This is a genomic window from Streptomyces sp. NBC_00637 (assembly GCF_045161545.1).
Lineage (GTDB): Bacteria > Actinomycetota > Actinomycetes > Streptomycetales > Streptomycetaceae > Streptomyces.
Map to the genome: position 1 here is coordinate 4,519,248 of NZ_CP109046.1, position 26,178 is coordinate 4,545,425.

Consider the following 26,178-nt stretch of genomic DNA (forward strand, 5'->3'; position numbering starts at 1 on the left):
CGCCGACAATGTCGCCGCCGTATGTCGACTTGGCGTCATTGACGGGCGGGATTCGTACGAATAGCTCGTATGGTCACTCTGTGTATCACGGCAGGTCACGCCGGGCAATGAGGCCGGAGCGGAACCTGTGGTGTGGTTCCGTCGTTAGCCCACTTCACGGCCCTGCACCGTTTCTGACGGCTGGTCGGGTGAGCGTACGTTTCGATGTTCTCATGACGTGGCGCACACCGGGCATGGCGAACGGGCCACGGCTGGATGCCGGGGCCCGTCCGTCCCTTCACCACGTGTGGCCCCCACGGCCCACGGTGGCTGTTCTGTTGTGGCCGGGTATGACGCGGAGTCAGCCGGTGAAGGCGTCCGTGCCCTGCGGGGTGCCGAGGCCGGTGGGGCCGTCGTAGCCCGACTTGGCGGTGCAGAGGTAGGCGGCGGTGGAGGAGCAGGTGCCGTTGCTGCCGCTGGTGACGTCGTTCAGGGCGGAGGTGCCGGCGGCCGCGTAGGGGTAGGCGGCCGGGTAGTCGGTGCTGCCCGGGGTGCCGGCGAGGGCGTAGACCGCGGCGATGATCGGCGCGGAGGCGCTGGTACCGCCGAAGGTGTACCAGCCGGCGGTGACGCCGTAGGAGTCGTAGACCGAGACGCCGGTGGCGGGGTCGGCCACGGCCGAGACGTCGGAGACGGTGCGCTTGGCGCAGCCGGTGTCGGTCTGCCAGGTCGGCTTGGTGTCGTAGGCGGAGCAGCCGGAGCCGGTGCCCTCGGCGGAGCTGGTGTTCCAGACCTTCTCGGTCCAGCCGCGGGTCGTGGACGAGGTGGACAGGGCGGTGCCGCCGACGGACGTCACGTACTTGGAGGCGGCCGGGTATTCGGCGCCGTAGCCCTCGTCGCCCGCGCTGACGGTGATGGCGACGCCCGCGTGCTTGAAGTACGAGGTGTCGTACGAGGTGTCGGAGGAGGACTCGGAGCCGCCGTAGCTGTTGGAGACGAACTTCGCGCCCAGGGTCACGGCCTCGTTCACGGCCTTGCCGAGGTTGGCCATGGACGCCGAGGTGGCCTCGACGAGCAGGATCTTGCAGTTCGGGCAGACCGCGCTCGCCATGTCGAGGTCGAGGGACTCCTCTTCGGCCCAGCCGCTGTCGGCGCCGGGCAGGGAGGTGGTGGAGCCGCTCTGGCTCACCTTCTTGAAGCAGCCGTTGGCGACCGTGCAGGCGGGGAGGCCGTAGTACGTGCGGTACTTGGCGAGGTCGGCGGCGGCGTTGGGGTCGTCGTAGGCGTCGACGACGGCGATGGTCTCGCCGGAGCCGTCGGCGGCGGCCGCGTCGGTCAGGCCGTAGGCGTCCTGGAGGTCGGACGGGCCGTAGCCGGTGGGGCTCGCGGCGGCGGCCTTCGGGGTGACCTTGGCGGTCTTGCCGGTCTCGGCGGCGCGTTCCTTCTGGAAGGCCGTGGTGCCGCCGGTCACGCGGAAGGAATTGCAGGCCAGGTCGCCCTGGTGCTTGGGGGTGGCGCAGGGGGTGGCCGCCCAGGTGACGTGGGCGGGCGAGGTCCGGGTGGGGGTGGTGGGGGCCGCGTTCGCGTGGGCCGCGGTGCCGACGCCGGCGAGCACGAGGGCGGCGGTGCCGAGGGCCGAGGCGCCGATGCGGCGCCATCTGCCGGATATGGCGGAGGAGTTGGGGGAAGTCGTCGTACGCAACCGACAGCTCCTGATGATGGGGTGACAGGGGCGGTGCGGGTGGGGGGTGGTGCGTGCCACCGGTACGTGGTCCCCGGTGGCGGGCGGCGGCCCGCCGACGACTGTTCCCTTGTTGAGTACGCGACAACAAGAAGGGTGGCGGAATCCTGACTTCCGCCTTACTCAAGGGGGTTCGGGGATTGCTGATCAATGGCGGGCGGATGGTGCCGCGATGGCCGGTGCTTGACCTCGAGGCCTTGTGAGGCCCGAGGGCGCTCCTCTTCGGCGGGGAGGCTCACAGCGGTCCGTGGCCCGGGGCGGAGGCCCGGGGCCGAGGGCCGGGCCAGGCACAGGGCAGGGGGTGGGGCCGAGCCCAGGACAGGGCCCGGGGCCGGGGTGTCGTGGCGGCTTCGGCCGCTTGCGTGGTGACTTTTACGTGGTGACTTTTACGTGGTGGCTGTCGCGCGGGCGCTCGGGTGCCGCGGGGCGGGGCGGGCTATCGCCGCTGTTCGCCGGTGGGCCGGGGCACGCTGACGGCGAGGACGGCGGTGTCGTCGTCGACGCCGGTGCCGAAGGTGTCGAGCAGCTCCCGGATCGCGGCGACGGCGGCGGTCGCGGTGGTGGGCGCCAGGGCCTGGACGAAGTCGAGGAGCGCCTCGTCCCCGTAGCGGTCGTCGTCGCTGTTCGCGGCCGTGTGCGCTTCGGTGAGCCCGTCGGTGTGCAGCAGCAGGGTGTCGCCCGCCTCCAGGTGGACGGTGGCGGTGGCGATGTCGGGGTCGGGCAGGACGCCGATGAGCTGTCCGCCGGGGGTGTCAAGGGTGTCGGCGCTGCCGTCCGCCCGCAGGAGCAGTGCCGGGGGGTGGCCGCCGCCGGCCAGGGTGATGCGGAAGCCGCCGTGGAGGGTGTCGGGGGTGAGCAGCCCGAAGATGACGGTGCAGAACCGGGGGTCGTCGCCGTTGTACTCGTGGTTGAGGACCGTGTTGAGGTTGCGCAGGACGGCGACCGGGTCGGGGTCGTAGACGGCGGCGGCGCGCAGGGTGTAGCGGGCCAGGGAGGTGACGGCCGCGGCGGCGGCGCCCTTGCCGCAGACGTCTCCCATGAACAGCCCCCACGTCCCCGCGCCGAGCGGGAAGAGATCGTAGAAGTCGCCGCCGACCTTGTCGACGGAGGCGATGTGGTAGTGCGCGGCCACGTCCAGCCCGGGCACACTCACCAGCGTCGGAGGCAGCAGGGTCTCTTGCAGGGTGGCGTTGAGGCGCTTGAGCTCTTCGCGTTCCTTCTCCGCCTGCTGCCGGGCGCGCAGCAGTTCGGTCTCGTAGGCGCGTCGGTCGTGGGCGTCGAAGACGGTGGTGCGGATCAGTATCGGCTGCCCGTCGCTGCCGGACTTGATCGTGGAGGTGACGAGCACGGGCAGACGACTGCCGTCGGCGGTCGCGAGTTCCAGGGCGATGCCCCTGATCTCGCCCTGCATGCGCAGCAGCGGGCCGAAGTGCGTCTCGTGGTAGAGGCGGCCCCCCACGGTCAGCAGGTCGGAGAACGTCCTGCGGCCCACCAGGTCGCCGCGGGCGTAGCCGAGCCAGTCCAGCAGGGTCGTGTTGATCTTCGCGATCGTGCCGTCCAGCAGGGTGGAGAGGAAGCCGCAGGGCGCGTGCTCGTACAGGTCCTCGGCGCTGTCCTCCACGAGCGCGGAGAGCGCGGCCCCGCTGTCGCCTGGCTGCTCGCCGGGCCGTTCGCGGGGCTGTTCGTCGGGCTGTCGGCGGGGCTGGGCGTCGGGCTGCTCGTCGGGCGGCGGGGGGCCGCCGTGCACGCCGTCGCCGGGGCCGTGCGTCATCGCGCGGACGGGGCGGAGGAGGTGATCGCGGCAGCAGCCGTCGCCCTCGGCGCGGCGAACGGGGGGCGGTGGCCGGTCACGATCCGGGCGGCCGGCCGACTTCCGGGACCGTGGGGCCGCGCGCGGGGCCCCACCTGCGGGGAAGCCGTCGCGATCGGGCCCTCCGTGTGGCAGGGCGCCGTCAGATGGGCCCTGCCCCGCACGGTCATACGACCTACAGCCATACGACAAGCCATACGACACATTCTCGCAGAGCGTCTCCTTCGCGGTCGACACGGCGAGAGCCCCTGCCTCACGCCGGACGTGCGGTGTGTCGCGGAGGGTGAGGAGGGCGGCCGGGAGGGTGCCGTCCCCGCCGGGCGGGCAGACGTGCGGGAGTACAGTCTGCTGGCCGCGCCCCGTGCCGGACCGGGCCGCGCGGCTCCCTTGTCCTCTGTGGTGCCGGCCAGGTGACGAAATGACCAGTACGCAGGACCGCCCCGAGCTGACCGTGACCGGCGCCGGGTCGCCGCAGACGGAGACGGAGCGGGTCCAGGAGCGTGCCGTGCGGATACGCCGGCGCCTGGAGCGGCTGATCGGCATCGCGGCGACCGAGGGCAACGCCCTCACCGCCCTGCGCAACGGGGACGAGATCTTTCCGGCGATGCTGACGGCCATCCGGTCCGCCGAGCACACCGTGGACATGATGACGTTCGTCTACTGGAGGGGGGACATCGCCCGCGAGTTCGCGCGGGCGCTGGCCGACCGGGCCCGGGCGGGCGTGCGGGTGCGACTGCTGCTGGACGGCTTCGGCAGCCGGCTGATCGAGAAGGAACTGCTGGAGGAGATGGAACGGGCCGGGGTGCAGGTGGCCTGGTTCCGCAGACCCCTGACCCTCTCGCCGTTCAAGCAGAACCACCGCTGCCACCGCAAGGTCCTCGTCGTGGACGAGCAGACGGCCTTCACCGGCGGGGTCGGCATCGCCGAGGAGTGGTGCGGCGACGCCCGCAACGAGCGGGAATGGCGTGACACGCATGTGGAGGTGCGCGGGCCGGCCGTGGACGGCATCGCCGCCGCCTTCGCGCAGAACTGGGCCGAGTGCCACGACGAGCTCTTCGACGACTGCGACCGGTTCGTCCCGCACCGCCCGCAGGGCGACGCGGTGGTGCAGGTGGTACGCGGGTCGGCCAGCTTCGGCTGGCAGGACATGCAGACCCTGATCCGGGTGATGCTGGAGTCGGCCGAGGAACGCTTCCGGCTGGCCACCGCGTACTTCTCACCGGACGTCTTCTTCATCGAACTGTTGTGCGCCACCGCCCGGCGGGGCATCGAGGTGGAGATCCTGCTGCCCGGCCCGCACACCGACAAACGGGTCTGCCAGCTGGCCGGCCAGCACTACTACGAGGACCTCACCGCCTGCGGCGTGAAGATCCACCAGTACCAGCCGACGATGATGCACGCCAAGGTCATCACCGTCGACGGCGTCGCCGCGCTGGTGGGCTCCACCAACTTCAACCGCCGCTCCCTCGACCACGACGAGGAGATCATGCTCGCCGTGCTGGACCAGGAGTTCACCGCCACGCTCGACGCTCACTTCGACGACGACCTGAAGGCCGCCGCGCTGATCCAAGAGGGCCGCTGGAAGCGGCGCTCGGCGTTGCAGCGGGCGCGCGAGGCCGCCGTCATGCCCATCCGGCGTTTCCTGTGATTCCGGCGACCGCGATTTCGGGCGAACCGTGTTCCCGGGAATCCCGCGCATATGCATTCAACATTTGAGGGCATGAAGGGGATTTCGCAGGGCACATGATTCTGCGGAGGTTGATAATCATGGTTCCCCTGCTTGTTGTTCTGCTTCTCGCCCTGATCCTTTTCGGTGCCGGTTTCGCTCTCAAGGCACTGTGGTGGATCGCCGTCATCGTTCTGGCTGTCTGGCTGGTGGGCTTCGTGGTCCGTCCCGCCGGGCACGGCGGCCGCAAGGGCCGCTGGTACCGCTGGTAGAGAAAACACCGGTACGAAGGGCCCCGTCGGCCATTGCCCGCGGGGCCCTTCGGTGTGCGGCTCACGCCGCTCCGCTATTCGGTCCGGTCGCTTTCCAGTACGCCCTCGACGAAATGGTCGAATTCGCCTGCCTGGACGCCCAGGACGAACGCGTCCCACTTTCTGCGGTTTGTGGTGACGACGTTCTCCGGGGCACTTGTCTCGCGGAGGTAGACGGGGGCCTCGCCGTCGTCTCCCTCGCCGAAGGCGATCTCGATCCACGGGCCGGGGCCGGTCGCGTCCGGCGGCGCGGCGCGGGTCCAGATGAGGTCACAGGGAATGTCAGCCACCCGCTCACGGTAACCCCGCGCCGGCGGAAAGGTGCTGTGGGCGGAGTGCGGGTAGCGTCGTAGGAGAAGCATGCGTCTGAGGTTTCTCTCACCTTCGTGGGACACAGTGAACCCGATGAAGCGAAACGCCCTGCTCGGTGCGGTCGTCCTGCTGGCCGTCACCTCCGCCTCCGAGGCGGCCGCCGACGGTGGGCCCGGCCCCCTGGGGGTGACGGCCGTCGCGGCGGCCACGGCGCAGTCCGCGCGGGTCGGCGTGCTGTTCACCGCGGCCGACGCCGACGCCGGGAAGCTCGCCGGTGAGCACTTCTGCACCGCCTCGGTGGTGCACAGTCCGCACCGCGACCTCGTCGTCACCGCCGCGCACTGCCTCGGCGAAGCGGGTGACCTGGTCTTCGCCCCCGGATACCGGGACGGCCGGGCCCCCTACGGGATCTGGCGGGTCGAACGGGCCTTCCTTCCCGACGGATGGGCGCAGGGACAGGACGAGGACAGCGATGTGGCGTTCGCCGTCCTGGCCGGGCAGGACGGCAAGGATGTCGAGGACGTGGTCGGCGGCAACCGGTTCGCGACGCATACCACCACCGGGGCGACCGCCGTGACCGTCACCGGGTACCCGGACTCCCTGGAGGTGCCGGTCCGCTGCACGAACCGGCCCACCGCCCACAACGCCACCCAGCAGCGCGTCGACTGCCCCGACTTCACCGGCGGAACCAGCGGCAGCCCCTGGGTGAACGGTGACGGGGAGGTGGTCGGTGTCCTCGGCGGGCACGAACAGGGCGGGGCCACGCCCGACATCTCGTACAGCGTCGTCCTGGGGACGGAAGCCGCGGAGCTCTACCGGGACGCGGCCTCCGACTCCTAACCGGGCGTCAGGCGAGGCGGTGGACGAGCTGGGTGGTCAGTTCGTAGCGTGCGCCGACCACGGCCAGCTCGCCTGCGGAGATCTTCGCGGCGAGGTCGGGCTCGGCGGCGAGGCGGGAGCGGACGGCCCGTATGTTGGCGTCGATGGTCGCGTCGACGCGGGCGTCACCCTCCTTCGCGCGGTCTATGTACGGGGCGATCTCGTCGGCCAGGTACTGGATGTGGCGGGGGAGCGCCGCGCCCGTGAGGTCCGCCTGGACGGCCGCCTTCACGGCACCGCACGACTGGTGGCCCAGGACCACGACCAGGGGTATGTCCAGCTCCAGCACCCCGTACGCGACGCTGCCGAGCACGGCCTCGTCCAGGACCTCGCCGGCGCTCCGGACGGTCATCAGGTCGCCCAGGCCCTGGTCGAAGACCAGCTCGGGCGGCACCCGTGAGTCGATGCAGCCGAGGACGAGGGCGAAGGGCTGCTGACCGGACGTCAGGCTTGTCCGGACGGACGGCGATTCGTCCGGGTGCCGCTCGCGGAAGGCGCGCCAGCGGCGGTTGCCGGCCGCCAGTTCCCGCAGGGCCGCTTCGGCCGTGCCGGGGCGGGACGCGGAGCGGGGGCCGGCGCCGGGCGCGGCGGACGCGGGGACGGCGGCGAGGGCCGCGCCGCCCAGGGCCACGGCGCCGGCCACGCCGCCGCGGAGCAGGGCGCGTCGGGCGGTTGTGGGGGAGGTGTCTTCGGTGATCACGGGGTGGAACGTATGTCCGAGCCCCGAACCCGGCGCCCACCTTGCCCGATCATGGCCACGGATGGGGAATCCGAGGCCCGTCGATGGTGGGTGCTTGGGCTGCGCCCGGGCCGCCCTTTACGCGACGCGGTGATTGCGACGTGATGCCGACGATGCGTCCGACAGTGATTCGACCGCCGACCCGACGGTGACCTGACGAGAAGTCGGGCCCGACGCCGTTCGTGATCACCCCGCTGCGCGGGAGCCGCCTCTACACTGTCCGGGGCGGACTCCTGGGCGGCGAGGGGCGGTTGACGGTGCGTAAGGCGTGGATCGTGGCGACCGCTGCCGTCGGTGCCGGCGTCGCCTTCATGATGGCGCTCGTCATCGGGGTGTACCTCATCGGCGGGAGCGCCACCAGCGGGGCCGGCGGTGCGGGCAGAGCCCTGGCCAAGGGCGCCGTGCCGGCCGCCTACCAGGCGCTCGTGCAGAAGTGGGGCAATCTGTGCTCCGCCATCAACCCCGCGCTGCTCGCCGCCCAGCTCTACCAGGAGAGCGGGTTCAACCCGAGGGCGCAGAGCGCCGCCGCCGCGCAGGGGATAGCGCAGTTCATCCCGGGCACCTGGGCCACGCACGGCGTCGACGGCGACGGCGACGGCGACCGCGACGTCTGGGACCCGAATGACGCGATTCCGTCGGCCGCGTCGTACGACTGCCAGCTCGCCTCGTACGTGAAGGACGTCCCCGGGGACGTCACGCACAACATGCTCGCCGCCTACAACGCGGGGGCCTACGCGGTCATCAAGTACGGGGGCGTACCGCCGTACAGCGAGACCCGGAACTACGTGAAGACGATCACGACCCTGGAGGAGTCCTTCGCCGCGCCCGTCAGCCGGGTGGATCCGTCCGAGCAGGCCGCGGGGGCCATCTACTACGCCCAGAAGAAGCTCGGCACGCCCTATCTCTGGGGTGGCAACGGCACGGCTGACCAGGGCGGACGGTTCGACTGCTCCGGGCTGACCAAGGCCTCCTACGAGAGCGTCGGGATCACGCTGCCGCGGGTCGCCAACGACCAGTACAACGCGGGGCCGCACCCGCGGCGCAGCGAGCTGCTGCCGGGGGACCTGGTGTTCTTCTCCACCGATCCGAACAACTCGCGGGCCATCCACCACGTGGGGATCTACGTGGGCGGCGGGTACATGATCGACGCGCCCTACACGGGGGCCGTCATCCGGTTCGACCCCATCGACACGGGCGAGTACTTCGGGGCCACCCGCGTCACCGAAGATGGCGCGAAAGCGCTCCCCACGACCGTCTGAACGATCTCCGCACCCGGCCCCTGAGCTGCGCGGATCTGTCTCTCTTCGATAACGTCTGAGTGATCATTCAGTGGAGAGTGGAACGTATCAACCGGGGCCGTGCGTTCCTGTTGGAGCGGGCACATGTGAGGTGCGCCGAGCAGAACACGACGAAGGGGCCGCAGCACCATGGCTGGACTCGCCGAATCCGGGTCGAACCCCGACGTCGACCTGCTCTATGACATCAACGGGCTGGCCAAGGACGCTCCGCACTGGCTCGACCGGACCGTCGAGTTCGTGGGCGAGTACGGGCTGCTGCTCGTCATGGTGCTGCTGATCATGTGGTGCTGGTGGGGCGTCCGGCGGCGGCCCGGCGGGGCCGAGGAGGCCGCCTCCTCCATCGCCGCCCTGATCTGGGCGCCGCTCGCCGCCGGCATCGCCGTACTGGTGAACGTCCCCATACGCGGATTCGTCGAACGGCCGCGGCCCTTCCTCGACCATCAGGGGCTGGAGGTGCTCGTCTCCGGCAAGACCGACTACTCCTTCGTGAGCGACCACGCCACCCTCACGATGGCCATGGCCGTCGGGCTGTTCGTCGCCCACCGCAGGTTCGGGCTCGTCGGGATAGGGATCGCCCTGCTCGAGGGGTTCTGCCGGATCTACATGGGTGTGCACTATCCGACGGACGTCGTCGGCGGGTTCGCGCTCGGGACCGCGGTGGCCCTGCTGCTGTCGCCCGTCGCCTCCATGCTGCTCACCCCCGTGCTGAGGGCCGTCGACCGGTCGCCCCGGCTCGGACGGGTGGTGCGCAGCCGGGCCGCACGGGCCGGACAGCGGGACGGGTTCATCCCCGGCGCGCGGACCGAGGTCGCCGCCGAGGAGCGCGACCTCGCCGCCTAGGGCAGTCCGTCAGAGGGCTTGCGGGTAGCTGAAGAAGCCGTTCGGGTCGTACTGCTTCTTCAGCTGGGTCAGGCGCGGCAGCGCGTCGCCGTAGTACGCCTTGCGCCAGTTGGTGAGGGTCGGGTCCGCGTAGTTCTGGTACGCCGCGCCCGAGGCGTACGGGGCCATCGCCTTGTGGGCCGTGTTCAGCCAGGACTGGGCCGCAGTCCCCGCCGTGCCGGCCCGCCACGCCCCGATGTACTGCGCCAGCATGCGCGAGCGCCGGTGGACGAACGCCGTGGCCGTCGGCGAGACCCGGTTCACCGCGCCGCCCAGCGCGGTGAGAGCGATGCTGCCCGAGCCGCCCTGCACCGAACCCATCTGCTTGAGGAGGGTCCGGATGCCCGCCGCCGGGAGCGAGACGTCGAAGAAGTCCGAGCGGGCCGCGTACGTCTCCCGGCCCAGCGCGCCCTGCGGGGAGCGGCCCGGCGTCGAACCCGGCAGATGGCACTGGGCGTCGGAGGAGAAGGACGAGCAGCCGGCGTAGATCTCCATCGCCGCCTCGTAAGTACGGCGGCGGAGGGAGACGTTCGTGGCGGGGGCGCCCACCCGGTCCGCGAGACGGTCGACCGCGTTCTGGAGCTGGCCGTACGTGCCGATGCAGAACGCGGCCACGGAGATGGTGGGGGTGCCGCCGGTGGCGTTGGCCAGGTGGAGGGAGGACCAGATCTCGTCGGGCTGGGACGGGCCCCACTCCTGCCAGGCCTTCACCACCGCCGCCGCCTTCGACCAGGGCCAGGTGAGGTAGCCGGTCACCGCCTGGGGCGCGGGGTGGGTGGTGAACTCCAGCTCCGTGACGATGCCGAAGTTGCCGTTGCCGGCTCCGCGCAGCGCCCAGAACAGGTCCTTGTTCGTCTTCGCGTCGGCGGTGAGCTGCTTGCCGTCCGCGGTGATGATCGTGGCCCGGGTGAGGCTGTCGCAGGTCAGACCGTAGGCGCGGGAGACGACGCCGTGGCCGCCGCCCAGCACCAGGCCGGAGACACCGACCGTCGGGCAGGACCCCGCCGGGATCGTCACGCCTTTCGCGGCCAGCGCCCGGTAGACGTCGATCAGCTTCGACCCCGCGCCGACCACGGCCGAAGTGCCGCTCGCCCGGACCCGGTTCAGCTTGGAGACGTCGACGATCAGCCGGCCGTCGCCCGAGGACCAGCCGCCGTAGGAGTGGCCGCCGTTGCGGATCGCGGCCTTGATCTTGTGGGCACGGGCGTACGCGAGCACCGTGCGGATGTCGTCGGCGTGGGCGACGTACGCCACCGCCGCCGGCTTGAGGTTGTCGAAGCGGGTGTTGTAGAGCTGGCGGGCCGCGGCCCAGGACGCTTCGCCGGGGCGGACCAGGGTGCCGTCCAGGTCACGGGCGAGCGCGGCCCAGTTGGCGGGGGCGGCGACGCTGGTCGTGGTCAGGGGGGTCGTGGTGCTGCTCCCGGTGGCCGACGCGGTGGCGGACGCGGAGGCGCCCGCGCTGTCGCCGGTCGCCTTGCACGCGGTCGCTGCCGCCGCGACCGCGGCCGTGCCGCCCGCGATGAACGTACGCCGTTCCATGTTCTTGCGCCTTCCCTCGGCAGCCTGTCGGCTCCTGCCGCTTCCCGCGGCCTCCCGCGGCTTCCTGCGGCCTCATGGAGCGAGACGGGGTCATGGGACCACAGGTTCCAGCGGGCGCCGGCGGTGACGCAACAGTGACGTCAGCCGGTCGGGCAGCCGGTCTCGGTCGGACAGTCGGTCTCGGTTCACCGGTCGGTCTCGGTCGGACGGCCGGTGTCGTGCGGTCGGGCCGGGGCGGGCGGTCAGTTGCCCGTGTGCCGCTCCGCGTCCGTTCTCGCCATGCTTCTCGCTCTGCGGGCCGGGCCGCGCCAGCCGCAGGTGCAGTGGGCCAGGCAGAACCTGCCCTGTTCGACGGTCGTGGTGCTGTGTTCCCCGTCGGTGCGGGGATGGGGCGATCCGTCCTGCTGCGTCACGAAGACAACCGTACCCAGGATCGGCGGTGAAACCGTATGGCGGTCGCAGGCCCGTGCACCGGCGTGACGGCGGCACTTACCCGTCGTTAACCGGAACGACAGGAAGCCCGTGACGGACGTACCGGCTGGGGGTGCACAGGGCCATGGCGGAGCGGCGGCGCGGGCTGATGGGCGCGATGGTCCTTTCGGGGCTCGTGGCGGGGGCCTGCGCGGGGGCCGCCGGATGCTCCGCGGGCGGGGCCGCCGCGGAGGACGGCCGGGCGGCCGACCCCGTCGAGACGCTGCACCGGGCCGCCGACACCCTCGTCGAGGCGGGCACGTCCAGGGCCCGTACGTCGATGGAGATGGCGACCGGCGGGACGAGGGTCACCATCCGGGGTCAGGGCGTGTACGACTACCGCACGCAGCGCGGTGAGCTGAAGGTGCTGCTGCCGCAGGATCCGGCCGGGACCATCGAGCATCGTCCGATCACCGAACTGCTCGCGCCCGGAGCCCTGTTCATGAAGAACCGGGGCGCCGGGGTGCCGGACGACAAGTGGGTGCGGGTGGAGACGGCCGGCCTGTCCGACGGGAACCTCGTGACCGGCGGGGCCACCGATCCGTTCGCCGCCGCCGAGGTGCTGCGGGGGACGCGTACGGCGACGTACGTGGGACGGACCGAGGTGGCCGGGACGGCGGTACGGCACTACCGCGGCACTGCCGATCTGACGGTGGCCGCCGACCACGCGTCGGCGGGCGGCCGGGACGCGCTGCGGGCGGCGGCGAAGGGGTTCGCCACGGCGCGGGTGCCGTTCGACGTCTACCTCGACGACGACGGGCGCATCCGTAAGGTCCGGCACCGGTTCAGCTTCGTGAACGGGCAGCGCAAGGAGGCCGTCGCGGTGGCCTCCACGACCCTGTTGTACGACTTCGGGGCGCCCGTCGAGGTGCGGCTGCCCGCCGCCGGTGACATCTACGCGGGGCGGATCGCGGAGGACTGAGCCCCCGCCGTGCTGACCGGAACGCGTGTTTTCGGCCACAGGGTGGACACAAGGACTAGCCCGTCCGTGCCATGCGCGCGGTGTACAGCGCTCCCTACTCTAGGAAGTCGGTGACGGCAGGGACGAGGTGATGCGCGTGGCTCCGGGCGGCGGTACGGCAGTTCAGGACCACGAGGCCCTCGCCGAGATCGAGCTGTGCGGGGAGCTGATCATCGCCGCCTCGGCGGCCGGGGAGGAACGGCTCAGTCTCGAGAGCATCGACCAGGTGCTGCGCGTGGGGGAGGAGCGGACGGGCGGCGACCCCGGGACGGGGGCCGGCGCCGGGCGCTGATCAGGTGCGCAGGAGCCGGCCGATGGCCTTCGTCGCCTCTTCCACCTTGGCGTCGATCTCGTCGCCGCCCCTGAGGGCCGCGTCGGCGACGCAGTGGCGCAGGTGTTCCTCCAGCAGCTGGAGCGCGAACGACTGGAGGGCCTTGGTGGAGGCGGACACCTGGGTGAGTATGTCGATGCAGTAGGTGTCCTCGTCGACCATGCGCTGAAGGCCGCGGATCTGGCCCTCGATACGGCGCAGTCGTTTGAGGTGCTCGTCCTTCTGCTTGTGGTAGCCGTGGACCGTCCCCGGCGCGTGAACCGTCCCCGGTGCGTGGTCCGGCCCGGCGCCGGGTTCGGCGATGGGCTCGCCGGCCTCTGTGGTCGTCATCGTGTCCTCCAGCGCTCCGGCTCCGCACATATACCCCTACCGGGTATATCGTACCGAACCTCGGTGGGTATGCGGCCCGAGCAGGGACTTCGCCGGTGTCCCACCTGCCGGTCGCCCCCCTCCCGGTCGCTCTGTCCGATGAGCGACACTGGTGGACGGCCCATTAGCCGTGGCCGGATGATGCGCCTAGCATCAGCCTGACCGAAACCGATGCATCCTGAGGACCCCACGTGCGCTTTCGTCTGACCCCCAGGGAGACGAGCTTCTACGACATGTTCGCCGCATCCGCGGACAACATCGTCACGGGCTCGAAACTCCTGATGGAACTGCTCGGGGCGGACCCCGCCGGCCGGGCCGAGATCGCAGAGCGTATGCGGGCCGCGGAACACGCAGGTGACGACGCCACGCATGCGATCTTCCACCAGCTGAACTCCTCGTTCATCACGCCGTTCGACCGTGAGGACATCTACAACCTCGCGTCCTCCCTCGACGACATCATGGACTTCATGGAGGAGGCCGTCGACCTGGTCGTCCTCTACAACGTCGAAGAGCTGCCCAAGGGCGTCGAGCAGCAGATCGAGGTTCTGGCACGGGCCGCCGAGCTGACGGCCGAGGCCATGCCGAACCTGCGGACCATGCAGAACCTCACCGAGTACTGGATCGAGGTCAACCGGCTCGAGAACCAGGCCGACCAGATCCACCGCAAGCTGCTCGCGCACCTCTTCAACGGCAAGTACGAGGCCATCGAGGTGCTCAAGCTGAAGCAGATCGTGGATGTGCTGGAGGAGGCCGCCGACGCCTTCGAGCACGTGGCCAACACGGTGGAGACCATCGCGGTCAAGGAGTCCTGAGCCCTTAATGGACACCTTTGCTCTGATCGTGACCATCGGCGTCGCGCTCGGATTCACTTACACCAACGGCTTTCACGACTCCGCCAACGCCATCGCCACATCGGTTTCGACCCGGGCGCTGACGCCACGGGCGGCGCTGGCCATGGCGGCGGTCATGAACCTCGCCGGGGCGTTCCTCGGGAGCGGGGTCGCGCACACCGTCAGCAAGGGGCTCATCGAGACGCCCGACGGGTCCAAGGGGATGGGGATCCTCTTCGCCGCGCTCGTCGGGGCGATCGTCTGGAACCTGGTCACCTGGTACTTCGGGCTGCCCTCGTCGTCCTCGCACGCGCTGTTCGGTGGCATGGTGGGCGCGGCGCTCGCCGGTGGTACGGAGGTCATCTGGTCCGGCGTCCTCGAGAAGGTCGTCATCCCGATGTTCCTCTCACCGGTCGTCGGGCTGATCGCCGGATACCTGGTGATGACGGCCATCCTGTGGCTGTTCCGCAGGTCCAACCCGCACAAGGCCAAGCGGGGCTTCCGGATCGCCCAGACGGTTTCGGCCGCGGGGATGGCGCTGGGGCACGGTCTCCAGGACGCGCAGAAGACGATGGGCATCGTGGTGATGGCGCTCGTCATCGGCGATGTGCAGGGGGCCGACGATCCGATTCCCGTGTGGGTGAAGATCGCCTGTGCGGTGATGCTCTCGCTGGGGACGTACGCCGGTGGGTGGCGCATCATGCGGACGCTCGGGCGGAAGATCATCGAGCTTGATCCGCCGCAGGGGTTCGCCGCGGAGACGACCGGGGCGTCGATCATGTTCACCACGGCGTTCCTGTTCAAGGCGCCGATCTCCACGACGCATGTGATCACTTCGGCGATCATGGGGGTCGGGGCGACCAAGCGGATCAATGCCGTGCGGTGGGGTGTCGCCAAGAACATCGTCCTGGGGTGGTTCATCACGATGCCGGCGGCGGGGTTTGTCGCCGCGTGTGCGTTCTGGATCGTGAACGTGGCGTTTCTGTAGGGGGTTTTTGCCCACCCACCCGCCCGGCTCGGTGGGGAGAGCGTCCCCGTCACGGGGCTCTGCCCCGGACCCCGGGCGGGGACTGCGTCCCCTGCGCCCCTGCGGGGGTCGTCCCGTACACCCTGGCGGGGGCTCCGCCCCGCATCCCTGCGGGACTGCGTCCCTACACCCCTGCCGGCCTTCCGGGCGTGGGACCGTCGCCCCCCGGTGGGGCCTTCGTCGCGTCCCGGCTCAGCCGCCGCAGGCACATGCGTGGGCCCGCCCTCCGATCGGAGGGCGGGCCCTTTGCGTCCTCGCGGTGGCACCGCCATGCAGCACCGCGAGGGGTTGGGGAGGCCGGGGCGGGTCAGCCGAAGCGGCCTGAGATGTAGTCCTCGGTTGCCTGGACCGACGGGTTGGAGAAGATGCGCTCCGTGTCGTCGATCTCGATCAGCCGGCCGGGCCGGCCGACGGCGGACAGGTTGAAGAAGGCCGTGCGGTCCGAGACGCGCGCCGCCTGCTGCATGTTGTGCGTCACGATGACGATCGTGAACCGTGCCTTGAGTTCACCGATCAGGTCCTCGATCGCCAGGGTGGAGATCGGGTCCAGAGCCGAGCAGGGCTCGTCCATGAGCAGGACCTTCGGCTCCACCGCGATGGCGCGGGCGATGCACAGCCGCTGCTGCTGGCCGCCGGACAGGCCCGAGCCGGGCTTGTTCAGACGGTCCTTGACCTCGTTCCAGAGGTTCGCGCCCTTGAGGGACTTCTCGACGACGTCCGCCAGTTCCGACTTCTTGTAGCTGCCGTTGAGGCGCAGGCCCGCCGCCACGTTGTCGAAGATCGACATGGTGGGGAACGGGTTCGGGCGCTGGAAGACCATGCCGACCTCGCGGCGGACCGAGACGGGGTCCACGCCCGCGGCGTACAGGTCCTCGTCGTCCAGCAGCACCTTGCCCTCGACGCGGCCGCCCGACGTCACCTCGTGCATACGGTTCAGCGTGCGCAGGAACGTCGACTTGCCGCAGCCGGAGGGGCCGATGAAGGCCGTCACCGAGCGCGGTTCGACCGTCATCGAGATGTCCTCGATCGCCTTGTGGGATCCGTAGTAGGCGGTCAGACCGCTTACGTCGATTCGCTTCGCCATGTTTTCTACTTCACTTCCAGTCGGTCGCTGAGGGGGCCCGTGCGCGGCGGTGGCCGCGGATCGCTGTGTCAGCGACCGGTCTTCGGGGCCTTCCAGCGGGCGATGCCGCGGGCCACGAGGTTGAGGATCATCACGAAGGCGATCAGTGTGAGCGACGCCGCCCAGGCGCGGTCGTAGGCCGCCGTCGACCCCGCGCTCTGTGAGTACTGCTGGTAGATGTACAGAGGCAGCGACGCCTGCGCACCCTCGAAGGGGTTCGCGTTGATGAACGGGTTTCCGAAGACGAGGAGGAGGACCGGCGCCGTTTCGCCCGCGATACGGGCGATCGCCAGCATCACTCCCGTGATGATGCCGCCGATCGAGGTCGGGACTACCACCTTGAGGATCGTGCGCCACTTCGGGACGCCCAGGGCGAGGGACGCCTCGCGCAGCTCGTTCGGGACCAGCTTCAGCATTTCCTCTGTTGAGCGTACGACGACCGGCATCATCAGGATCGCCAGGGCGAGGGAGCCCGCGAAGCCGAAGGGCTGCATGTCGAACATCAGCATCAGGCTGAGGATGAACAGGCCCGCGACGATCGACGGGATACCCGTCATGACGTCGACGAAGAACGTGACGGACTTGGCGAGGGCGCCCCGGCCGTACTCCACCAGGTAGATCGCCGTCAGGATGCCGATCGGGGCGCCGATCGCGGTCGCCAGACCGACCTGCTCCAGGCTGCCGAGGATCGCGTGGTAGATACCGCCGCCGGGCTCGCTGTCCGCCACCACGCCCATGGAGTGGGTGAGGAAGTAGACGTCCAGGACCTTCACGCCGCGCTGGATCGTCGTCCAGAGGAGGGAGACCAGCGGGACCACGGCCAGGACGAAGGCGACCCAGACCAGGCTTGTCGCCACCCTGTCCTTCGCCTGGCGGCGGCCTTCCACCTTCGCGGCGATGCCGAAGGTGCCGAAGACGAAGAGGAGGCCGGCGATCAGGCCCAGCTGGACCTTGCTGTCCAGGCTGCCGACGAGGCCGATGACGAGCGCGAGGACGATCGAACCGGCCGCGATGGCCCAGGGGGACCAGCGGGGGAGGCTCGCGCCCTGGAGCGTGCTCGGGGACTTGTCCGCTACTGCTGCGTGGCTCATGCGTTGGCCCCCGAGTACTCGCTGCGGCGGGCGATGATCATGCGTGCCGCGCCGTTGACCAGCAGGGTGATGACGAACAGGACCAGACCGGAGGCGATGAGCGCGTCCCGGCCGAACTCCGTCGCCTCGTTGAACTTGCTGGCGATGTTCTGGGCGAAGGTGCCGCCGCCGGGGTTGAGGAGGCTGGCGTGGATGTCGAAGTCGGGGGAGAGGACGGTGGCCACCGCCATCGTCTCGCCCAGCGCGCGGCCGAGGCCGAGCATCGAGGCGGAGATGACTCCGGAGCGGCCGAAGGGGAGCACCGACATGCGGATGACCTCCCAGCGGGTGGCGCCCAGCGCGAGGGCCGCCTCCTCGTGCATCTGCGGGACCTGGCGGAACACCTCGCGGCTGACGTTGGTGATCACCGGAAGGATCATCACGGCCAGCAGGATGCCCACCGTGAGCATCGAGCGCGGGGCGCCGTCGTCCCAGGAGAAGACGCCGGTCCAGCCCAGGTAGTCGTTCAGCCAGCCGAACAGGCCGTCCATGTGCGGTACGAGGACCAGGGCGCCCCAGAGGCCGTACACGATGGACGGGACGGCGGCGAGCAGGTCGATCACGTACGCGACGGGGCCGCTCATGCGGCGCGGGGCGTAGTGCGTGATGAACAGGGCGATCGCGACGGCGATCGGGACCGCGATGACCATCGCGATGACCGACGAGACGACGGTGCCGAAGGCCAGGACCGCGATGCCGAACTTCGGCGGCACGAGGCCGGTGTTCCACTCGAAGGTGGTCAGGAAGTTGGCGTCGTCCTTGCTGATGGCGAGGTAGGCCCGGTAGGCGAGGAAGACCGCGATCGCGGCCATGATCACCAGCAGGAAGATGCCCGAGCCGCGGGAGAGGGCGAGGAAGATCCGGTCACCGGGTCGGGTGGCACCACGTGCCGCGCGCTTCCACTCGGCGCTCTCGGCCGGCGGGGCGGTGGGCGGAGGGGCGTCGTCCGTGTCTGTGTGCTGTGTCGATATGTTCATGGAGGTCTCCGGTCTGCGGAGCCGCCTGCGGTGGTGGGGGCGGCTCGGGTGGGGCCGGGTTACGGACGGCCCCTGGCGGCGGTGCACCGGACGGGTGCGGTCCGGACCGGGTTTCCCCGGGAGCCGGACCGCACCACTGGGATCAGCTCAGGCCCTCGATGGTGGTGCGGACCTTGGAGATGATGGCGTCGGGGATCGGCGCGTAGTCGATGCCCGAGAGAATGCCCTGGCCGTCCTCGCTGGCGATGTAGCGCAGGAACGCCTTGGTGGCCGGCAGGGTGGCGGCCTTGTTGCCCTTGTCGCAGGCGATCTCGTACGTGACCAGGGTGAGCGGGTAGGCGCCCTCGGCCTTGGTGTTGTAGTCCAGCTTCAGCGACAGGTCGCTGCCGGTGCCGACGACCTGCGCGGCGGCGACGGCCTTGGTGGCGCCGTCGGAGGAGGCCTTGACCGGGGCCGAGGCACCGGTGTCGACGGCGACGGTGCCCAGACCGTCCTTGGCGTACGACAGCTCCATGTAGCCGATGGCGCCGTTGGTCTGCTTGACGCCCTGGGCGACACCGGAGGAGCCGGCCGCGGCCTGCCCGCCCTTGGCCTGCCAGGCCTTGCCGCCCTCGTACTTCCAGTTGTCCGGGGCGGCGGCGATCAGGTACTTGGTGAAGTTGTCCGTGGTGCCGGACTCGTCCGAGCGGTGGTACGGCTGGATCTTCAGGTCGGGCAGCTTCGCGTCGGGGTTGAGCTTGGCGATCGCGGCGTCGTTCCAGTTGGTGATCTTGCCGTCGAAGATCTTCGCGATCGTCGCGGCGTCGAGGACCAGGTTGTCCACGCCGGCGACGTTGTAGGCGACGGCGATCGGCCCGGCCACCATCGGCAGGTCGATGCCCTGACCGCCGGAGCAGACCGACTTGGAGGCGGTGACGTCCTCGGGCTTGAGCGCGGAGTCCGAGCCGGCGAAGGCGACCTGGCCCTGCGTGAACGCGGTGACACCGGCGCCGGAGCCGGAGCCCTTGTAGTTCACCTGGACGCCCGAGCAGGCCTGGGTGAAGTTCTTGACCCAGGCGTCGATCGCGTTCTTCTGCGCGGAGGAGCCGTCGGCGAGGAGCTGGCCCTTGGCGTCGTCGCACTTGATGGATCCGGCGGCCGCGGTGGCGGACGAGGTGCTGCCGTCGCTGCTGGAGCCGGTGTCGTCGGAGCCGCACGCCGTGAGGGCCAGGGCGCCGGAGACGGCGAGAGCACCGAGGGAGAGAGCCCGCCGGTTCATGCGCTGAAGCTTCACTTGGGGAAGATCCTTCCAGGAGCCGCCGTCCTGAATCCAGCGGCGTGCGGAGTATGCAGAAGTCTGCTCGGCGCAGACGTGACCACCCGGGTCCCGCACCGCACCGCGTAAGGCCGAAATTAGGCAGAACAGGTGAAGGCGCCTACGGGCGCGGGTGAACGGGGGGTGAACCCCTGGCGGCGGTGCGGTTAGGTCACGGAACGCTTACGTCGAGGACACGGAGCGATTCCGGCGACCGGTGGTCCGCGACCCGTCAGGCCAGGTGCAGGACGTGCAGCAGGGCGTCCACGAGCGTGCGGTCCCTCGGCTGGGTGAGCCGGTCGCGGGCGGCCGGCGCGGGGAGCCAGAGGAGGCGGTCCACCTCGTCGTTCGGGGTGAACGCGCCGGACACCGCCTCGGCCGCCCAGTAGCGGACCTGCTTGGGGCGGCCGTTCGCCTCGTAGCCCACGGTCGGCAGCCGGGTGCCGGGCGCGGCCCGGTAGCCCGTCTCCTCGTGGACCTCCCGCAGGGCGCCCGCGAGCGGGTCCTCGCCACGTTTCAGCTTGCCCTTGGGGTGCGACCAGTCGTCGTACTTGGGGCGGTGGACGAGACAGAGCTCCAGTCCGCCGTCCGCAGGGGAGCGCCGCCACAGCACACAGCCCGCCGCCTGGACGGGGAGGGCGTCGGGGCCGGCGACGGGGGCGGTGTCCGGGTCGGCGGCCGGGATGCCGTCAGGGCCCGCGTCAGGGTCGGCGTCGGGGATGGCGTCGGGGTTGTCCGCGCTGCTCACCTGGTCCTCACCACCTGTCCGGTCAGGGTGCGCCGATGGTCTGCTTCTGCCACGACCGCTGGAACGCGTACCGCGCGGCCTCCACCTCGAGCCGCTGATCCGCGTGCAGCACGCCGAGCGCGTACGCCGTCGCCGGCGCTATCCGGGGGGTGCGGGCCGCCTGGGCCGCGGCGGAGGACGCCTCCGAGGCGTCGCGGTGCCGGTCGAGGGCCTCGCCCGCCGCGAACAGGCGGACGTCCGGCGGCGCACTCCTGCCGTGCACGACCTCGCAGGCGTAGCGGTGCAGCCGCAGCAGGAGGCGGACCTGGTGCCAGGGCGCGTCCTGCGGGTGCGGGGCCGGGTCCGGGGAGAGGCCGTGGACCAGGGCCGCCGCGTTGTACGGGCTGCCCGCGGTGACGAGCGGCAGCGCGGTGACCGCGTCGGCGAGGCGTTCCTCGGCCGCCGCGGCCAGCGGGCGCAGAGCGGTGGCCGCGGCGGCGGGGGTGAGCGGGACCTCGCTGGCGAGGACGGCGACCTTGTCCGCGACGGCGTGGAAGCGGGAGGAGCCGAGGGCCTGGAGGGCGGTGGAGTGGGCCCGGGTGCGGGCGAGGGTGAGCTGGCGGTCCAGCAGGGCGCCCGCCTTCGCCGCGCCCACGGTCAGATTGCCGCGGTCCGGGGTCGCGGGGTGGGCGACGGTCCGGTCGTCCGCTTTCGGCCCTGCCGAGCCGAGCGTGCCTGCTGAGTTGATCGTTCCTGCTGAACCGAGCGGGCCGGTCGGGCCGGTCGGCTGGCCGGGTACCGGCGCCGCGCCCGACAGCCGGTTCAGCGCCAGCAGCAGCCGCTCCAGACGGGCCCCGTACGCGTGCTCCAGGGCCAGGGTGCCGGACAGCCACGCCAGTTCGGGGCGGATGCCCTCCGACCACTCGGGCTCCAGGAGCGGTCGGAAGGTGTGCAGGCTGCCGCTGATCCGACGGGCCGAGCGGCGCAGGGCGCGCACCGCGTCCACGCGCACCTGCGCGCCCGCCGGACCGCCCGCCGAGGCGCCCGAGGAGCCGTTCGACGCCGCGCCGCCCGTCTCCCGGTGCAGGCGCAGCGCGCGGAGGAACTCCGTGGCCTGGCCCCGGAGATAGCCCGCGAGGGCGTCCCCGGTGGTCGCGGGCCCGGCCGCGGGGTCCGTCAGGTCATGGTGTCGCTGTGCCACGCCGGCGCCTCCGGGCGTCTATGAGCGTCTCCTGGATGTTGCGCAGGGGCGCGCCGTCCGCGTCGTGCGAGTGCCGGATCCACTCGCCGTCCGGGCCGAGGTGCCAGGAGGCGGTGGAGTCGGACATGCCCGTTTCCAGGAACCGGTTCAGGGACGCCCGGTGGGCCGGGTCGGTCACCCTGACCAGGGCCTCGATACGGCGGTCGAGGTTGCGGTGCATCATGTCGGCGCTGCCGATCCACACCTCGGGCTCCCCGCCGTTGCCGAATCCGAAGACCCGGGAGTGCTCCAGGAAACGGCCGAGGATGGAACGGACCCGGATGTTGTCCGACAGGCCCGGCACGCCCGGGCGCACCGCGCAGATGCCGCGCACCCACACGTCGACCTGGACGCCCGCCTGGGACGCGCGGTAGAGCGAGTCGATGAGGGCTTCGTCGACGATCGAGTTGACCTTGATGCGGACGTGCGCGGGCCGTCCGGCGCGGTGGTGCTGGATCTCCTTGTCGATGCGGGCGATCAGGCCGTCCCGCAGGGACTTGGGGGCGACGAGGAGACGGCGGTAGGTCTCGCGGCGGGAGTAGCCGGAGAGCCGGTTGAAGAGGTCGGAGAGGTCCGCGCCGACCTGCGGGTCGGCGGTGAGCAGACCGAGGTCCTCGTAGAGCCGGGCCGTCTTCGGGTGGTAGTTGCCGGTGCCGACGTGGCAGTAGCGCCGCAGCGTGTCGCCCTCCTGACGGACCACCAGCGACAGCTTGCAGTGCGTCTTGAGGCCTACGAGGCCGTAGACGACGTGGCAGCCGGCCTCCTCCAGCTTGCGCGCCCACTTGATGTTGGCGTGCTCGTCGAAGCGGGCCTTGATCTCGACCAGGACGAGGACCTGCTTGCCGGACTCGGCGGCCTCGATGAGCGCGTCGACTATCGGGGAGTCGCCCGAGGTCCGGTACAGGGTCTGCTTGATGGCGAGGACGTCCGGGTCCAGCGCCGCCTGTTCCAGGAAGGCCTGCACGGACGTCGAGAAGGAGTCGTAGGGGTGGTGCAGCAGGACGTCCCGGCTGCGCAGCGCCGCGAAGATGTCCGGCGGGGACGACGACTCGACCTCGGCGAGATCGCGGTGGGTGCCGGCGATGAACTTCTTGTACTTCAGCTCGGGCCGGTCGAGGCCGTGGATGCGGAAGAGACCGGTGAGGTCGAGCGGGCCCGGCAGCGGGTAGACCTCGGCCTCGCCGATCTTCAGCTCGCGCACCAGCAGGTCGAGCACCTCACGGTCGATGGACTCCTCGACCTCCAGGCGCACCGGCGGCCCGAAGCGGCGCCGCATGAGCTCCTTCTCCAGGGCCTGGAGGAGGTTCTCGGCGTCGTCCTCCTCGACCTCGAGGTCCTCGTTGCGGGTGAGCCGGAAGGCGTGGTGCTCCAGCACCTCCATGCCCGGGAAGAGCTCCTCCAGGTGGGCGCCGATGACGTCCTCGATGGGGACGTAGCGGCCGGGGGAGCTCTCCAGGAAGCGGGACAGCAGCGGCGGCACCTTGACGCGCGCGAAGTGCTTGTGGCCGCTGACCGGGTTGCGCACGACGACCGCGAGGTTGAGCGAGAGACCCGAGATGTACGGGAAGGGGTGCGCGGGGTCGACGGCGAGCGGGGTCAGCACCGGGAAGATCTGGTGCCGGAAGAGCGTGAACAGGCGTGCCTGTTCCTTCTCCGTCAGCTCGCCCCAGCGCACCAGGTGGATGCCCTCCTCCGCGAGGGCGGGGGCGATGTCCTCGTGGTACGTCGCCGCGTGCCGGGCCATGAGTTCGCGGGAGCGGGCCCAGATCATCTCCAGCACCTCGCGCGGCTGGAGGCCTGAGGCCGAACGGGTGGCGACCCCGGTGGCGATCCGGCGCTTCAGACCGGCCACCCGGACCATGAAGAACTCGTCCAGGTTGCTGGCGAAGATCGCCAGGAAGTTGGCCCGCTCGAGGAGGGGCGTGTTCGGATCCTCGGCGAGTTCCAGAACGCGCTCGTTGAACGCGAGCCAGCTGCGTTCCCGGTCGAGGAAGCGGCCCTGGGGCAGCTGCGGGCCGTCGTACGGCGCCTCCTCGTAGGTGTCGAGGTCGGCGTCGATGTCGGGCTCGAGATCGGAGACCACGGCGGAGACGGTGTGCGGGCGGTGCGCTGCTATGGAGCCCACGGAGGGCTGCGCGTGCTGGACCTCGGCCTGGGCGTCTGACTGGCTCATGGACCCATTCTTCCGCGCCAGGAGCGTGACAGGCGCGTCGGAGCGTGCGGGCGGGATCGCGGCGGATTCTCCGTGGGGGCGATTTCTCCCCGGAGGCGGCGAGGGCTCGGGCACGGCGGGCGTCATTCGCCGAGCGTCGCAAGGTCGTCTTAACCACTGGTTACCAAGACATGGCGTGCGGGATATCGGGGGGCGGCTCGCGGGGGTCGATGTCGTGGAGCGGCTGTGTACGAGGCTGACCAAGGGTGTCTGAAGGGTTGTGTGCGGGCGCCGGTCGCGGGGATTTCCGCCGGGGTGCGGTGCGGGGAGGGCTACGGGGTGTGCGGGTCCCTCCCCCCGTGGTGGGACCCGCACACCCCGGGATCGGGAGGGGTATCAGGCCGTGGGGGCGGCCTTGTCGTCCGCGCGCGGGACGGTGGCCGTCGAGCGCCTGAGCAGGACGAACGTGGCGACGGTGAGAGCGGCGGTCGCGGCCAGCAGCAGGGCGGTCGTGGTCAGCTGGAGTGGCCAGTAGTGGGACTCGGGGTGGTACGTGGTGTAGAAGCCGGTGGCGTCGAGGTCGGCGTACACCGTCTTGCAGCCGGCGACGAAGGTCGGCCCGCAGCCGGGGTCGGCGATGTGCGCGCCGGTGGCGGTGACCAGGCCCGAGTCCACGCCGAGGCCCGAGCCCCGGTAGCCGTCGGCGAGGCTGCTGACCTGGGTGACCGCCGGCCACAGGTGCGGCATGAGCCGGTCGGCCAGGAACCGCAGGGCGGCGACGCAGGCGAGCGCGAGCACGAGCGCGGGCAGGGTACGGCGCAGCAGCACGCCCGCGAGGGCGCCGCCGGCCAGGCCGGTCAGGGCGAAGGCGACGGTGGTGGGGCCGTTGGTGTGCAGGGTGAGGTTGGCGTACCAGGCGTCGGCGGTGTTGATCCGGCCGCTGCCCGCCGTCCACATCACGCGGTGCAGCGCGACCAGCAGGCCGGTGCCCGCGGTGACCAGGACCGCGGGCACGATCAGCTTGGTGGTCAGCCAGCGGGTCGGGGACAGGCTCTGCGTCCAGGCGAGCTGCGCGGTGCCGTGCTCCAGTTCGCGGCCGAACAGCGCGGCGCCCGCCCAGGCGGCGACGACGAAGGGGAGCGCGGTCAGCGCGGCGGTCGTGTACGCGTACACGTCCTTGTAGCGGACGATCGAATCCTGGTCGTAGCGGCAGGAACCGCCGTTGCTGCAGGCCTTGTCGTACTCCCGCCAGGCCGTGGCCGCCGTATCGGTCAGCGGGCCCCCCAGCCACAGAAGGACGACGGCGAGGATGGCGACGGCACCGATCCACAGGTACAGGGCGGGCCGGTGCAGGCGGAGCAGCCAGCCCGCTCCGGGGGTGGTCCTGCTGGTCTCCGAGAGGGTCGGCGACGGGGCGAGGGCGGTCATACGGCGGCCTCCTCGGGCTGGGCCGGGGTGAGCGGGGCGGCGTGCGGGTTGCGCAGGTAGGCGAGGACGAGTTCCTCCAGGGAGGGCGTCGACGTGCGCCAGTCGTCGGCGAGGGGGCCGGCGGGGCGCACCAGGGCGGTGAGCTGGCGGCCGGTGATCCGGGACTCGACGACGATGTGCGGGGCCAGTTCCGGCGGGCCGCCCGGGGAGCCGTCCGCGGTGGGCTCGGGGAGCCCGGTGGAGCCCGCGGTGGTGCTCACGCGCGCGTGGGCGGCGAGGAGGTCGTCGATCTCACCGGCGAGGCGCACCCGACCGCCGCCGACCAGCAGCAGGTGGTCGCAGGAGTCCTCCAGTTCGGCGACCACGTGCGACGACATGACGATCGTCGTGCCGTACTGCGCCGCGCGCGCCATCAGGGTGCCCATCAGTTCGTGCCGGGCCAGCGGGTCGAGGTCGGCCATCGGCTCGTCGAGGAGGAGCAGCTCGGGCCGCTTGCCGAGGGCCAGAGCGAGCGCCACCCGGGTGCGCTGGCCGCCGGAGAGGGCGCGGATCTTCTTCCCGGGGTCGAGATCGCCCGCGGAGACGATCCGCTCGGCGGTCTCGGCGTCCCAGCGCCCCGGGTTGAGATCGGCGCCCACGCGCAGTGTCTCGGCGACGGAGAGCTGGGGGTACAGCGGCTTGTCCTGGGCGACGTAACCGACACGCGCGCGTGCGGACGCCGGATCCGTGCCGAGGACGGTGACCCCGCCCTCGGTGGGCGCCAGCAGGCCCGCGGCGAGGGCGAGCAGCGTGGACTTGCCCGCGCCGTTGGGGCCGACGACGGCACAGACGCGCCCGGCGGGGAGGCGGAACGTGCAGTCGCGCAGCGCCCAGCCCCCGCGTCGGCCGAAGCGCTTGCCGAGCGCGGTTGCCGCCATGGCGGTGTCGGTCATGAGGGGTCTCCAGGATTGATGTCGTGCCGGTCG

25 protein-coding genes are annotated in these 26,178 nt (G+C 71.1%); 9 read left to right on the top strand and 16 right to left on the bottom strand.

Annotated features, from left to right (window positions below; all coding sequences use genetic code 11):
• Nucleotides 1-340: 340 nt before the first annotated feature.
• A complete protein-coding gene (locus OG440_RS19815) occupies nt 341-1,681 on the bottom strand; it encodes a peptidase S8 (protein WP_406008132.1) in 1,341 nt (446 codons plus the stop codon).
• Nucleotides 1,682-2,156: 475 nt separating this feature from the next.
• Nucleotides 2,157-3,491, bottom strand: a complete 1,335-nt coding sequence (locus OG440_RS19820; RefSeq protein ID WP_406008133.1) for a PP2C family protein-serine/threonine phosphatase — start codon at nt 3,489-3,491, stop codon at nt 2,157-2,159.
• 457 nt (nt 3,492-3,948) lie between these two features.
• Between OG440_RS19820 and OG440_RS19825 the strand changes: the two genes are divergently transcribed.
• Both OG440_RS19825 and OG440_RS19830 read left to right on the top strand, forming a co-directional pair.
• Nucleotides 3,949-5,178, top strand: a complete 1,230-nt coding sequence (locus OG440_RS19825; RefSeq protein ID WP_406008134.1) for a phospholipase D-like domain-containing protein — start codon at nt 3,949-3,951, stop codon at nt 5,176-5,178.
• Nucleotides 5,179-5,297: 119 nt separating this feature from the next.
• Nucleotides 5,298-5,468: a hypothetical protein gene (locus OG440_RS19830; RefSeq protein ID WP_028807375.1), complete on the top strand. Its 171-nt coding sequence runs from the start codon at nt 5,298-5,300 to the stop codon at nt 5,466-5,468.
• A gap of 74 nt (nt 5,469-5,542) precedes the next feature.
• On the opposite strand, the gene OG440_RS19835 is transcribed toward OG440_RS19830, so the two are convergent.
• Nucleotides 5,543-5,797 carry a DUF397 domain-containing protein gene (locus OG440_RS19835; RefSeq protein WP_406008135.1) on the bottom strand — a complete coding sequence of 85 codons (255 nt, stop codon included), beginning with the start codon at nt 5,795-5,797 and terminating at the stop codon, nt 5,543-5,545.
• Between the two features lie 115 nt (nt 5,798-5,912).
• Between OG440_RS19835 and OG440_RS19840 the strand changes: the two genes are divergently transcribed.
• Nucleotides 5,913-6,659 (top strand): trypsin-like serine peptidase, encoded by a 747-nt coding sequence (locus tag OG440_RS19840; RefSeq protein WP_406008136.1) that lies wholly within the window; start codon nt 5,913-5,915, stop codon nt 6,657-6,659.
• A gap of 7 nt (nt 6,660-6,666) precedes the next feature.
• Here OG440_RS19840 and OG440_RS19845 read toward each other — a convergent pair whose 3' ends face one another.
• Entirely contained in the window at nt 6,667-7,398 is a 732-nt protein-coding gene (locus tag OG440_RS19845) for a carbonic anhydrase (protein ID WP_406008137.1), read from the bottom strand.
• 290 nt (nt 7,399-7,688) lie between these two features.
• On the opposite strand from OG440_RS19845, the gene OG440_RS19850 reads away from it, so the two are divergent.
• Nucleotides 7,689-8,696 (top strand): NlpC/P60 family protein, encoded by a 1,008-nt coding sequence (locus OG440_RS19850; RefSeq protein WP_406008138.1) that lies wholly within the window; start codon nt 7,689-7,691, stop codon nt 8,694-8,696.
• A gap of 168 nt (nt 8,697-8,864) precedes the next feature.
• Nucleotides 8,865-9,575 (top strand): phosphatase PAP2 family protein, encoded by a 711-nt coding sequence (locus tag OG440_RS19855; RefSeq protein ID WP_406008139.1) that lies wholly within the window; start codon nt 8,865-8,867, stop codon nt 9,573-9,575.
• 9 nt (nt 9,576-9,584) lie between these two features.
• Here the strand turns inward: OG440_RS19855 and OG440_RS19860 are convergent, their stop codons facing one another.
• Nucleotides 9,585-11,153 carry an FAD-binding oxidoreductase gene (locus OG440_RS19860; RefSeq protein ID WP_406008140.1) on the bottom strand — a complete coding sequence of 523 codons (1,569 nt, stop codon included), beginning with the start codon at nt 11,151-11,153 and terminating at the stop codon, nt 9,585-9,587.
• Nucleotides 11,154-11,395: 242 nt separating this feature from the next.
• A complete protein-coding gene (locus OG440_RS19865) occupies nt 11,396-11,566 on the bottom strand; it encodes a hypothetical protein (RefSeq protein ID WP_406008141.1) in 171 nt (56 codons plus the stop codon).
• Nucleotides 11,567-11,709: 143 nt separating this feature from the next.
• Between OG440_RS19865 and OG440_RS19870 the strand changes: the two genes are divergently transcribed.
• Nucleotides 11,710-12,546: a hypothetical protein gene (locus tag OG440_RS19870; RefSeq protein ID WP_406008142.1), complete on the top strand. Its 837-nt coding sequence runs from the start codon at nt 11,710-11,712 to the stop codon at nt 12,544-12,546.
• A 130-nt stretch (nt 12,547-12,676) separates the two neighbouring features.
• Nucleotides 12,677-12,877, top strand: coding sequence for a hypothetical protein (locus OG440_RS19875; RefSeq protein WP_406008143.1), 201 nt, complete (start codon nt 12,677-12,679; stop codon nt 12,875-12,877).
• On the opposite strand, the gene OG440_RS19880 is transcribed toward OG440_RS19875, so the two are convergent.
• Nucleotides 12,878-13,246, bottom strand: coding sequence for a metal-sensitive transcriptional regulator (locus OG440_RS19880; RefSeq protein WP_406008144.1), 369 nt, complete (start codon nt 13,244-13,246; stop codon nt 12,878-12,880).
• Between the two features lie 230 nt (nt 13,247-13,476).
• On the opposite strand from OG440_RS19880, the gene OG440_RS19885 reads away from it, so the two are divergent.
• Complete coding sequence (locus OG440_RS19885) at nt 13,477-14,097, top strand: DUF47 domain-containing protein (RefSeq protein ID WP_406008145.1); 621 nt, start codon at nt 13,477-13,479, stop codon at nt 14,095-14,097.
• Between the two features lie 7 nt (nt 14,098-14,104).
• Nucleotides 14,105-15,103 carry an anion permease gene (locus OG440_RS19890; RefSeq protein WP_406008146.1) on the top strand — a complete coding sequence of 333 codons (999 nt, stop codon included), beginning with the start codon at nt 14,105-14,107 and terminating at the stop codon, nt 15,101-15,103.
• 346 nt (nt 15,104-15,449) lie between these two features.
• Here OG440_RS19890 and pstB read toward each other — a convergent pair whose 3' ends face one another.
• The 9 genes from pstB to OG440_RS19935 all read right to left on the bottom strand — a co-directional run bounded on the left by pstB (nt 15,450) and on the right by OG440_RS19935 (nt 26,145).
• Entirely contained in the window at nt 15,450-16,226 is a 777-nt protein-coding gene (gene pstB, locus OG440_RS19895) for a phosphate ABC transporter ATP-binding protein PstB (protein ID WP_406008147.1), read from the bottom strand.
• Nucleotides 16,227-16,294: 68 nt separating this feature from the next.
• Entirely contained in the window at nt 16,295-17,356 is a 1,062-nt protein-coding gene (gene pstA, locus OG440_RS19900) for a phosphate ABC transporter permease PstA (protein ID WP_406008148.1), read from the bottom strand.
• Nucleotides 17,353-18,372 carry a phosphate ABC transporter permease subunit PstC gene (gene pstC, locus OG440_RS19905; RefSeq protein ID WP_406008149.1) on the bottom strand — a complete coding sequence of 340 codons (1,020 nt, stop codon included), beginning with the start codon at nt 18,370-18,372 and terminating at the stop codon, nt 17,353-17,355. Before pstC ends, pstA begins: the two co-directional genes overlap by 4 nt.
• A 142-nt stretch (nt 18,373-18,514) precedes the next feature.
• Entirely contained in the window at nt 18,515-19,645 is a 1,131-nt protein-coding gene (pstS, locus tag OG440_RS19910) for a phosphate ABC transporter substrate-binding protein PstS (protein ID WP_406008150.1), read from the bottom strand.
• Between the two features lie 253 nt (nt 19,646-19,898).
• Complete coding sequence (locus OG440_RS19915) at nt 19,899-20,351, bottom strand: NUDIX hydrolase (RefSeq protein ID WP_406011399.1); 453 nt, start codon at nt 20,349-20,351, stop codon at nt 19,899-19,901.
• An 85-nt stretch (nt 20,352-20,436) separates the two neighbouring features.
• Nucleotides 20,437-21,594 carry a CHAD domain-containing protein gene (locus OG440_RS19920; protein WP_406008151.1) on the bottom strand — a complete coding sequence of 386 codons (1,158 nt, stop codon included), beginning with the start codon at nt 21,592-21,594 and terminating at the stop codon, nt 20,437-20,439.
• The gene (locus OG440_RS19925) at nt 21,575-23,932 is read right to left on the bottom strand and encodes an RNA degradosome polyphosphate kinase (protein WP_406008152.1); all 2,358 of its coding nucleotides are present in this window, start codon (nt 23,930-23,932) and stop codon (nt 21,575-21,577) included. The genes OG440_RS19920 and OG440_RS19925 overlap by 20 nt, the downstream gene beginning before the upstream one ends.
• A 249-nt stretch (nt 23,933-24,181) precedes the next feature.
• A complete protein-coding gene (locus tag OG440_RS19930) occupies nt 24,182-25,213 on the bottom strand; it encodes an ABC transporter permease (RefSeq protein ID WP_406008153.1) in 1,032 nt (343 codons plus the stop codon).
• Entirely contained in the window at nt 25,210-26,145 is a 936-nt protein-coding gene (locus OG440_RS19935) for an ABC transporter ATP-binding protein (protein WP_406008154.1), read from the bottom strand. Before OG440_RS19935 ends, OG440_RS19930 begins: the two co-directional genes overlap by 4 nt.
• Nucleotides 26,146-26,178: the final 33 nt, after the last annotated feature.

Excerpts from the sequence above, each read along its gene's own strand:
- OG440_RS19825 (WP_406008134.1), top strand. The coding sequence starts at position 3,949 with ATGACCAGTACGCAGGACCGCCCCGAGCTGACCGTGACCGGCGCCGGG.
- OG440_RS19930 (WP_406008153.1), bottom strand. The coding sequence starts at position 25,213 with ATGACCGCCCTCGCCCCGTCGCCGACCCTCTCGGAGACCAGCAGGACC.
- OG440_RS19880 (WP_406008144.1), bottom strand. The coding sequence starts at position 13,246 with ATGACGACCACAGAGGCCGGCGAGCCCATCGCCGAACCCGGCGCCGGG.
- OG440_RS19875 (WP_406008143.1), top strand. The coding sequence starts at position 12,677 with ATGCGCGTGGCTCCGGGCGGCGGTACGGCAGTTCAGGACCACGAGGCC.
- OG440_RS19820 (WP_406008133.1), bottom strand. The coding sequence starts at position 3,491 with ATGACGCACGGCCCCGGCGACGGCGTGCACGGCGGCCCCCCGCCGCCC.
- OG440_RS19870 (WP_406008142.1), top strand. The coding sequence starts at position 11,710 with ATGGCGGAGCGGCGGCGCGGGCTGATGGGCGCGATGGTCCTTTCGGGG.
- pstC (WP_406008149.1), bottom strand. The coding sequence starts at position 18,372 with ATGAACATATCGACACAGCACACAGACACGGACGACGCCCCTCCGCCC.
- OG440_RS19860 (WP_406008140.1), bottom strand. The coding sequence starts at position 11,153 with ATGGAACGGCGTACGTTCATCGCGGGCGGCACGGCCGCGGTCGCGGCG.
- OG440_RS19925 (WP_406008152.1), bottom strand. The coding sequence starts at position 23,932 with ATGACGCCCGCCGTGCCCGAGCCCTCGCCGCCTCCGGGGAGAAATCGC.
- OG440_RS19935 (WP_406008154.1), bottom strand. The coding sequence starts at position 26,145 with ATGACCGACACCGCCATGGCGGCAACCGCGCTCGGCAAGCGCTTCGGC.
- OG440_RS19890 (WP_406008146.1), top strand. The coding sequence starts at position 14,105 with ATGGACACCTTTGCTCTGATCGTGACCATCGGCGTCGCGCTCGGATTC.
- OG440_RS19830 (WP_028807375.1), top strand. The coding sequence starts at position 5,298 with ATGGTTCCCCTGCTTGTTGTTCTGCTTCTCGCCCTGATCCTTTTCGGT.
- pstB (WP_406008147.1), bottom strand. The coding sequence starts at position 16,226 with ATGGCGAAGCGAATCGACGTAAGCGGTCTGACCGCCTACTACGGATCC.
- OG440_RS19840 (WP_406008136.1), top strand. The coding sequence starts at position 5,913 with ATGAAGCGAAACGCCCTGCTCGGTGCGGTCGTCCTGCTGGCCGTCACC.
- pstA (WP_406008148.1), bottom strand. The coding sequence starts at position 17,356 with ATGAGCCACGCAGCAGTAGCGGACAAGTCCCCGAGCACGCTCCAGGGC.
- OG440_RS19855 (WP_406008139.1), top strand. The coding sequence starts at position 8,865 with ATGGCTGGACTCGCCGAATCCGGGTCGAACCCCGACGTCGACCTGCTC.